General features: G+C 38.1%; 1 protein-coding gene. It reads left to right on the forward strand.

Annotated features, from left to right (window positions below; genetic code table 11):
* Positions 1–238 precede the first annotated feature (238 nt).
* Positions 239–466, forward strand: coding sequence for a hypothetical protein (locus tag HHO47_RS19005; protein WP_169021697.1), 228 nt, complete (start codon positions 239–241; stop codon positions 464–466).
* Positions 467–890 lie beyond the last annotated feature (424 nt).

Genomic DNA, 890 nt, shown 5'->3' on the forward strand with positions numbered 1-890 from the left:
ACCGACGACATTACTTGCTTCATCCTATGTATTAACTCGCTCTAATTCGAGCTGAAGTAATTATGGCTTAAAAAGTTAGGCAAGGATCAGTGCGTTTAACTTGACAGTGGGAGTCATACCAACGCCTTGCTAAGCGGCTTAAAATAGTTTAGCTAAACTGCGAGGAACGAGCAGAGCAAACTGTTTTATGTCCGTTTTAAGCAACTTGTTAGGTGTTTTATACACCATAAGGGAAAATATGAAAATCCACAATGGAACCATCAATACAACAGAAATAGCAGAGTTGTTAAGAGGTTTACCAAAACTAAAGAAGCATAGTCAACTTACAACCTTAAGAGAAATACTGGAACCCCTCTCCTTGTATAAAGATGAGCTAGAATCCCAGTACGTTAATCATTTAAGGAATGAAGCTATGAAAAGTTTTGGGGCAGGTCAAGCTGGTTTTGCTAGGTCAACGGACTACTAACTCTAGAACACAATAAAGTCACAAGAGGTTCATTTGTCCTATTTGAATACTTATCAGTATCAGGGTATGAAACAAGGTGATGTAGTACCTTATCCACTTTTAAGGAATGTAGGTGTTCGTGTCCGCTTTCTAAGTCTTCATTAGAAGTTAACTCTAAGTAACTCCCTTGCGCAGGGATGGAGGTAAGTTCAAGGTTGTAATGTACACCAGTGTTGATTTTTAACATAACTTGCATTTTAGTAACTCCTTTTAAAGTGAGTTATGAGTGTAATACAGATTGAGGACTCTTTAAACACCTAGACATAATGACTCCCACACGGTGTTAGCCTCCGCTTTTCGTGGGTTAGCTTAATTCAAAGCCAGAGCCATAATTAGTTTGTCAATTAACTAAACAGCAGAGGCTAACATGAATAAACATAGCATA

Origin of the sequence: Pseudoalteromonas arctica (assembly GCF_012927645.1) — a bacterium.
Taxonomy (GTDB): domain Bacteria; phylum Pseudomonadota; class Gammaproteobacteria; order Enterobacterales; family Alteromonadaceae; genus Pseudoalteromonas; species Pseudoalteromonas arctica_A.